Raw genomic sequence first — 7,232 nt, forward strand, 5'->3', positions numbered from 1 at the left:
GCGGGCCGGCGGGCGCCCCACACCCCCCGGGGGGCTCCCCCGCGCCGGGCCGGAAAGGAGCCCCCACCGCCGCCCGCCCGGGTGCCGCCGACGGGTCCGCACCAGGCGGGCATCGTGCTCCCCCGGGACGCGCAACCGCACCTGCTGGTCGTGGTGGCCGACGTCGCCGAGGGCGTGGCGGTCGGCCCGCTGCTGGCGGAGTTCGGCGACGTGATCCGGGCGCTCACCGCCGGGACCGACGCGCGGCTGCTCGGCCTGCCGCCCGGCGACCTCACCGTGACGGTCGGGGTCGGGCCCCGGTTGGTGGGCCTGGTCGACCCGGCCCTGCCCGGCGGCGCGGACCTGCCGGCGTTCGCCCACGAGCGGATCGCGCCGCGGGACCGGGGCGGCGACCTGCTCGTGCAGGTCTGCGCGGGCGACCCGGTCGTGGTGTCGCTCGCCGCGGCGGCGTTGCTGGGCCAGGCCGGCGACCGGGCGCGCGAGCGCTGGCGGCAGTCCGGGCGGCGCGGCGCGGCGGTCCCGGTGACCGGGGACCTCACCGCGCCGCGCAACGCGTTCGGCTTCGTGGACGGCGTCGTCGGCCCGCACACGGCCGACCAGCAGCGGCGCGACCTCTGGCTGGCCGGACCGACCCCGGTCGCCGGCGGCACGATCGCCGTCGTCCGGCGCATGGAGGTGGACCTGGTCCGGTTCGCCGCGTTGCCCGTGGCGGAGCAGGAAGCCGTCTTCGGCCGCCGCCGGGACGACGGCGCGCCGCTGTCCGGCGGCACCATCGCGTCCGACCCGGACCTGGGCGCGAAGACGCCGGACGGGCGCTACCTCATCCCGGCGGACGCCCACCTCCGCCGCGCGCACCCGGCCGCGGTCGGCGTGGGCCTGATGCTGCGCCGCTCCTACAGCATCGACCAGCCCTCCCCCGGTCTGCTCTTCGTCAGCTTCCAGAACGACCTGGCGACGTTCACCAGAACGCTGACGCGCATGGACCACGGCGACGCCCTCCTGTCGTTCACCACCACGACCGCCGGCGGCACTTTCCTGGTGCTGCCGGGCTTCGACGACGGACGCCCGCTGGGCTCGACCCTGTTCCGCTAGAGCACGCCCAGCTCGTAGGCCCGCATCAGCGCGCCTTCGCGGCTGGACGCGCTGAGCTTGCGGTAAGCGCTTTTCACCTGCGTCCGCACGGTGTTCACGGAGACCACGAGCTTGCGCGCGACCTCGGCGACGGTCAGGCCGGCCTCCAGTTCGGCCAGGACCACCTGCTCCCGGGCGGTCAGCTCCACCAGCTCGACGCGGTCGGGGAACACCGGCCGGGCGCGCGCCAGGCGGTGCGCCGCCTCGTCGGTCAGCGGCAGGTCGCCCAGCCGGATCACCTCGTCGCGGTCGGCCGGGGACAGCGAGGCGAGGGACAGCACTTCGTCGGGGGTGCGGACGCGGCGCAGCAGCGCCAGCGACCGGCGGGCTTCGTCCCGATCGCCCATGCGCCGCGCGGCGATCGCCTTGAGCAGCAGCACCTGCCGCACGTCCCGGCGCGAGTTGGTCTCGTGCCACGACGTGCGCGCGGCCATCGCGCGGACCGCCTCGTAGTCGCCGTTGAGCAGGCGCAGCCGGGCGGCCGGCACCGCGAGCCAGGTGTTCCCCGGGTCCGACTCCTTGATCAGCCGCAGCGCGCGGGTCGGCTCGCCGGTGGCGATCAGCAGGTCGACGTGCGCGCGGCGGATCACCCGGGAGGCGGTGCCCAGCCCGACGAGTCCGGGCGCGTGGCCGAGCGCGAGCGTGCCCAGGTGGGCCAACGCCGCCGCCGGGTCGCCGAGGTGCAGCCCGTGCGCGAACACCAGGGCCGCCACGAACGGCCACACCTCGAGCTGCGCGGTGCCGTCCCCGGTGACCGCCAGGCGGGCTGCCAGCTCCGCCTCGTCGTAGCGGTCCAGCGCGTCCCAGCCCTCGGCGATCGTGCCGCCCGCGGTGAGCAGCAGCCGGACCCGCTCGGGGGGCGGCTCGAACGCCCGCATCCGGTCCAGCCACCGGCGGGCCAGGGCGCCGTGGCCGAGGTGCCCGAAGACCATCGCGAGGTTCGCGGCGGCGTTGAGCGCGGTGGCCGCCGCTCCCGGCTCGCCCGTGGCGCGCTCGTACGCCTGCCGGTACAGCTCCACCGCGGCCGGGAAGTCGCCCGTGAGCGACCGCGTGAGGCCGCGCTGCACGGCCAGCCACCCGGGACGCGGTCCGGCGTCGCCACCCGGCAGCGCGCTGAGCCGCGCCGCGCGGGCCGTCAGGCGCTCGCCCAGCTCCTCGGCCTCGGCCGCCGCCCCGCGCAGGCGGAGCCCGATCATCGCGGCGGCGCCGACCGTGACGAGGGTGGCCACCGACGTCTCCCCGTCGATGTCCATGGTCTCGGCCAGGCGGGTGCCCAGTTCGGCGTAGTGGCGCAGGAACGGGCGCAGCTCACCGCCGTGGGGTTGGCTCACCGCGTAGTAGGCGGTGACCCACGCCAGCATCAGCCGGGGGCGGGCGCGCAGTTCCTCGACGGGGACCTGGCCGAGCGCGCGCAGCAACCGGACCGCGAGGTCGCCCTCCGCGGACAGGGAGTGCCGGTCGCACACGGCCTCCAGGGCGGCCCAGTCCCGCACTTCGACGATCTCGGCCAGCGTTTCCGGTAAATCGGCGACCGATCCCGGAGCGGAGTGCGTCCTGCGCGGCACCGCTTTCGCCCCTTTCCAGGCCGGACCGTCCCGCCCATCCGACGGGGCACCCGGACTTCACCCGTGCCGGCCGGAGCAACCCTGTCACGCAAGTGCCGGCGTCGTCATGCCCGACAACCGGGTGAACTTCACCCCCATTAGCGGAAAGGTCGGAAAACCGCACTTCCCGCCCCGTGCCGAGCGAATGCCGCCTTTCGCGTTCCGCACGATTGCGGCCGCAATTCACCCCCGGCCCGGTCCGCCCCGGCCCGCCAGCCCACCCGCCGCCACCACATCGGGTGTCACGGGAGGTGTGAAACCCGCTCGGGTGGGGCAACCAGGGGGCGGTAGCGATCACGCCGCGTCACGAGAGACGGCGTGGCACGAGGACAAGGAAGCACCATGGGCATCCTGGGTTGGATCGTTCTGGGTCTCATCGCCGGCGCCATCGCCAAGGCCGTCATGCCCGGCAAGGACCCCGGCGGCATCGTCATCACCATGCTGCTCGGCATCGTCGGCGCCATCATCGGCGGTTTCATCGGCCGCGCGCTCTTCGGGTCCGACATCGGCAGCTTCTTCGACCTGAGCACCTGGCTGCTCGCCATCCTGGGCTCGGTCGTGGTGCTCGCCGTCTACCACCTGGTCACGAGCCGCGGCCACCGCGCGCACGGCTGACGCCGCACCACCACGACGCCCGGGCCCGCCGGTCACCACCGGCGGGCCCGGCGCTGTCGCGGGCGGACCGGATCCCGTCACGGCCGGACGGGTTCGACCGGCAACGGAGCGCTTCGGCCGGACCGCTGCGCCACCGTCCGTCACCACAGCTCGAAAAAGTCCACACCGGACCCGCACCGCCGGTTCTCCACGCGAATGCGCCACCGAACCGAACCCCGCCGTTATCGCCGCGCTGATCCGATCGGTCGCGCCATTCGATCCCGTGCGGCACTTTCCCGCACCTCTCCGCTCATGCCGGACCGGGAAACACCCCGATACGAGCCGGTCGGAGTTCTCCCCGGACGTGTACCCGCGCCTGGTCGGCAGTGACGTGACGACCAGCACCAACGGCGGCGGTATCGTCAACTGCCGGCTCAACGCCAAAGGCGGCGCGCACGAGACGTTTCTCCCTCGGAAAAGGCGTGAACCGGCCGTAACACCCAACCCCGCCAAGAGGAGCGGTGCTCGCCCCGACCGGGTCGGCCTCGTCGCCCGGCACGGACGCGTGGCGGACAACAGCTCCCGCGCCCGCCCGGGGCACCGACCACGCCCGCCGTGCCGGGCGCACGCCGCCGTCGTCACCCTCGCCGCGGGTCGTGGAGCAGCCCGGCCTCCGCCAGGTCCGCCCACAGGGCGTCGGGGACCGGGGTGGCGAACAGCGTCGCGTTGCGGCGCACCTGCTCGGCGTCCTGCGCCCCCACCACGATCCCCGCCACGGCCGGGTGCCGCGCGGCGAACGCCATGGCTGCCTGGGGCAGGGCCACGCCGTGCGCGGCGCACCGCGCGGCGATCACGCGGGCCCGCTCGACCAGCGCCGGCGGCGCCGGGCGGTAGTCGTAGGGGCCGGCCGGGGTGTCGGTCGCCAGCAGGCCGGAGTTGAACACCCCGGCGGCGAGGACCGAGACGCCCCGGTCGAGGCAGCGCGGCAGCAGCACCTCCCCCGCCGACTGGTCCAGCAGCGTGTAGCGGCCCGCCACCATGACCAGGTCGAGGTCGGTGTCGCGGACGAAGCGGTCGAGCGCCTGCCACTGGTTCATGCCCACCCCGACGGCCCCGACCACGCCCTGCGCCCGCAACTCGTGCAACGCGGGGTACGCCCCGTCCAGCGCGGCGGCGAGGTGGTCGTCGGGGTCGTGGATGAGCACGACGTCCACGCGGTCCAGCCCGAGCCGGGCCAGGCTGCCCTCCAGGGACCGGCGGACGCCGTCGGCGGTGAAGTCCCAGCGCCGGCGCAGCGGCGCGGCGACGGCGAACCCGGCGTCGTCCGGCGCTCCCGGCCCCGGCACGAGCAACCGGCCCACCTTGGTGGACAGCACGTAGGAGTCGCGCGGGTGGCGCCGCAGCGCCTCCCCGACGCGCCGCTCGGACAGGCCGAGGCCGTAGTGCGGCGCGGTGTCGAAGTAGCGCACGCCCGCCGACCACGCCGCCGCGACGGTCGCCGCGGCCGTCCCGTCGTCCACGGCCCGCGCCAGGTTGCCCACGCCCGCCCCGCCGAAGCCCAGCGCGGTCACCTCCACCGACGACCGGCCCAACCTGCGCGTCCGCACCCCGCCCCTCCCCTAGTCCTGCGCCTTGCCGCTGGTGAGCCGCGCCAGCACCAGCGCGACCAGGATCACCAGGCCGTTCACCGCCTGGATCTGGTCGGCCTTCACCTGCGCGAGCGTCAGCACGTTCTGGATCAGGCCCAGCAGCACGACCCCGGTCAGCGCGCCGAACAGGGTGCCCTTGCCGCCGTCGAGGCTGATGCCGCCGATGACCGCCGCCGCGAACACCGTGAAGATCATGCCGTCGCCCTGGTTGGCGGCCACCGAGCCCAGCCGCGCGGACAGCATCAGGCCCGCGAACGCCGCCAGCACGCCCGCGATCACCAGGGTGGTCCAGATGACCCGCTCGACCCGGATGCCCGCCGCCCGCGCCGCCGCCGGGTTGCCGCCCACCGCGTACAGCGAGCGCCCGACCCTGGTGTAGCCCATGACGACGATGCCGACCGCGAAGCACAGCACCACGATCCAGATCGACAGCGGCAGGGTCAGCACGCGCAGGCTGCCCAGGTAGTCGATCACCGGGATCCGGTTGGCCAGGTTGGACATGGTCGCGCCGCCCACCACGGCCAGTTGCAGGCCGCGCAGGGCGATGAGCATGGCCAGCGTGACGATGAACGCCGACAGCTTGAACTTGACGATCAGCAGCCCGTTGAACAGGCCGACGAGCGCGCCGAACACCAGGGCCACCGGCAGCACGGTCCACGCGGGCCACGGCGCGCCCAGGAAGTCGGTGCTGCCGACGACCATGAAGACCGCGATGGCGGGCGCGATGCCGACGACGGACTCCAGCGACAGGTCGAACTTGCCCACGATCAGCACCAGCGCCTCGGCCAGCACGACCAGCGCCAGCTCCGTCTGGTACTTCAGCACGGTGTCGACCAGGTACGCCTTGGTCAGGAACAGGTCGGGCTTGAGCGTGTAGCCGTAGACCAGCAGGGCGATGATCGGGGGGACCAGCGCCAGGTCGCGCAGCCGCGCCAGGCGCAGCCGGTTGGCCGGCCTCCCCGGCTCGCGGGTGGGCGGCACACCGCCGCCCCCGCGCACCGTGCTGTCGGTCGCGCTACTGGTCATCGTCCTCACCGATTCCTTCGATCTCCGCCACGAGCCTGCTCTCGTCCCACCCACGCGGGTGCTCGGCCACGACCCGGCCACCCACCATCACCACGACCCGGTCGCACACCCTCAGGTCCTCCAGTTCGTCGGAGACCAGCAGCGCGCCCCGGCGTTCGCGGGTCTGCCGGTCCACCGCGCCCAGCAGCGACTCCTTCGAGCGCACGTCCACGCCCGCGGTCGGCTGCACGAGCACCAGCACTTCGGGGTCGCTGGCCAGGGCGCGGGCCATCACGACCTTCTGCGCGTTGCCGCCGGACAGCTCGCCCACGGGCTGGTGCGGGCCCGCCGCGTGCACGTCCAGCTCGGCGATCATGTTCCGGGCCTCCGCGTCCCGACGGGACGGCAGCACCAGGACGCCGGGGCCGAGCTTGCCCGCGATGGTCATCGTGGCGTTCTCGGCGATGGACAACCCGCCGACGAACCCGTCCACGTTGCGGTCGCCGGGCAGGTAGCCGATGCCGCCCGCCAGGGCCGCGCGGACGGTGCCGCCGCGCACCGGCCGCCCGGCGACCACCACCGTGCCGCCGCGGGGCCGCAGCCCGGCGATCGCCTCGGCCAGTTGCCGCTTGCCGCTGGCCGCCGAGCCCGCGACGCCCACGATCTCGCCGCGCCGGACGGTCAGGTCCACGTGCTCGACCGCGCCGGGCACGCTCACCCCGGTCAGCTCCAGCACCGGGTCGGCGTCGGGCGGCACGGCCGGCCGGTCCGCGCCCACCTGCACCAGCCCGCGCGCCTCGCCGATCATCGCGGCCACCAGCCGGTCGCGGTCCAGCGCCGCCACGGTGTCGGTCACCACGTGCCGGGCGTCGCGGAACACGGTCACCCGCTGGCAGATCTCGTAGACCTCCGGCAGGTGGTGGGAGATGAACAGGAACGTCACGCCCTGCTCGCGCAGCGCCCGGAGCCGGTCGAACAGCCGGTGGATGGCCTGGGACTCCAGCTGGGCGGTCGGCTCGTCGAGGATGACGAACCGCGCGCCCAGCGACAGCGCGCCGGCGATCTCCACCAGTTGCCGCTGCTCCACCGACAGCTCCCGGGCCGGGAGGTCGGGGGCCACCGGCACCTGCCAGGTCTCGAGCAGCTCGGCCGCCTCGCGGCGGCTGCCCCCGGGGGGCGGCAAGGCGCACCCCCCCCCCGCGCGGCGGGGGGGGCCAAAGGGTATCCCACACCCCACCGCCATTACAAC

The 7,232-nt window shown here is 74.8% G+C and carries 6 protein-coding genes; 2 read left to right on the forward strand and 4 right to left on the reverse strand.

Annotation, left to right across the window (positions count from 1 at the left end):
* The first annotated feature begins 114 nt into the window (after window positions 1-114).
* Window positions 115-1,092 (forward strand): Dyp-type peroxidase, encoded by a 978-nt coding sequence (locus tag ACFXGA_RS08510; RefSeq protein WP_378085592.1) that lies wholly within the window; start codon window positions 115-117, stop codon window positions 1,090-1,092.
* On the opposite strand, the gene ACFXGA_RS08515 is transcribed toward ACFXGA_RS08510, so the two are convergent.
* Window positions 1,089-2,696, reverse strand: a complete 1,608-nt coding sequence (locus ACFXGA_RS08515) for a LuxR C-terminal-related transcriptional regulator (protein WP_378085594.1) — start codon at window positions 2,694-2,696, stop codon at window positions 1,089-1,091. The two genes, ACFXGA_RS08510 and ACFXGA_RS08515, sit on opposite strands and share 4 nt — an antisense overlap.
* Before the next feature lie 381 nt (window positions 2,697-3,077).
* On the opposite strand from ACFXGA_RS08515, the gene ACFXGA_RS08520 reads away from it, so the two are divergent.
* A complete protein-coding gene (locus ACFXGA_RS08520) occupies window positions 3,078-3,350 on the forward strand; it encodes a GlsB/YeaQ/YmgE family stress response membrane protein (RefSeq protein WP_378085597.1) in 273 nt (90 codons plus the stop codon).
* A gap of 617 nt (window positions 3,351-3,967) precedes the next feature.
* Here the strand turns inward: ACFXGA_RS08520 and ACFXGA_RS08525 are convergent.
* Genes ACFXGA_RS08525 through ACFXGA_RS08535 form a run of 3 tightly spaced genes read right to left on the reverse strand, consistent with a single transcriptional unit; the run spans window position 3,968 to window position 7,226 of the window.
* On the reverse strand, window positions 3,968-4,936 hold the full coding sequence (locus ACFXGA_RS08525; protein WP_378085599.1) for an aldo/keto reductase: 969 nt from the start codon (window positions 4,934-4,936) through the stop codon (window positions 3,968-3,970).
* A gap of 12 nt (window positions 4,937-4,948) precedes the next feature.
* Entirely contained in the window at window positions 4,949-6,004 is a 1,056-nt protein-coding gene (locus ACFXGA_RS08530) for an ABC transporter permease (RefSeq protein WP_378085601.1), read from the reverse strand.
* Window positions 5,994-7,226: an ATP-binding cassette domain-containing protein gene (locus ACFXGA_RS08535; protein ID WP_378085688.1), complete on the reverse strand. Its 1,233-nt coding sequence runs from the start codon at window positions 7,224-7,226 to the stop codon at window positions 5,994-5,996. Before ACFXGA_RS08535 ends, ACFXGA_RS08530 begins: the two co-directional genes overlap by 11 nt.
* Between the last annotated feature and the right edge of the window lie 6 nt (window positions 7,227-7,232).

It is taken from the genome of Actinosynnema sp. NPDC059335 (assembly GCF_042752395.1).
Lineage (GTDB): Bacteria > Actinomycetota > Actinomycetes > Mycobacteriales > Pseudonocardiaceae > Actinosynnema.

Bases quoted from the DNA above. Each gene is read 5' to 3' on its own strand.
- ACFXGA_RS08520 (WP_378085597.1), top strand. From the start codon at position 3,078: ATGGGCATCCTGGGTTGGATCGTTCTGGGTCTCATCGCCGGCGCCATC.
- ACFXGA_RS08535 (WP_378085688.1), bottom strand. From the start codon at position 7,226: ATGGCGGTGGGGTGTGGGATACCCTTTGGCCCCCCCCGCCGCGCGGGG.
- ACFXGA_RS08530 (WP_378085601.1), bottom strand. From the start codon at position 6,004: ATGACCAGTAGCGCGACCGACAGCACGGTGCGCGGGGGCGGCGGTGTG.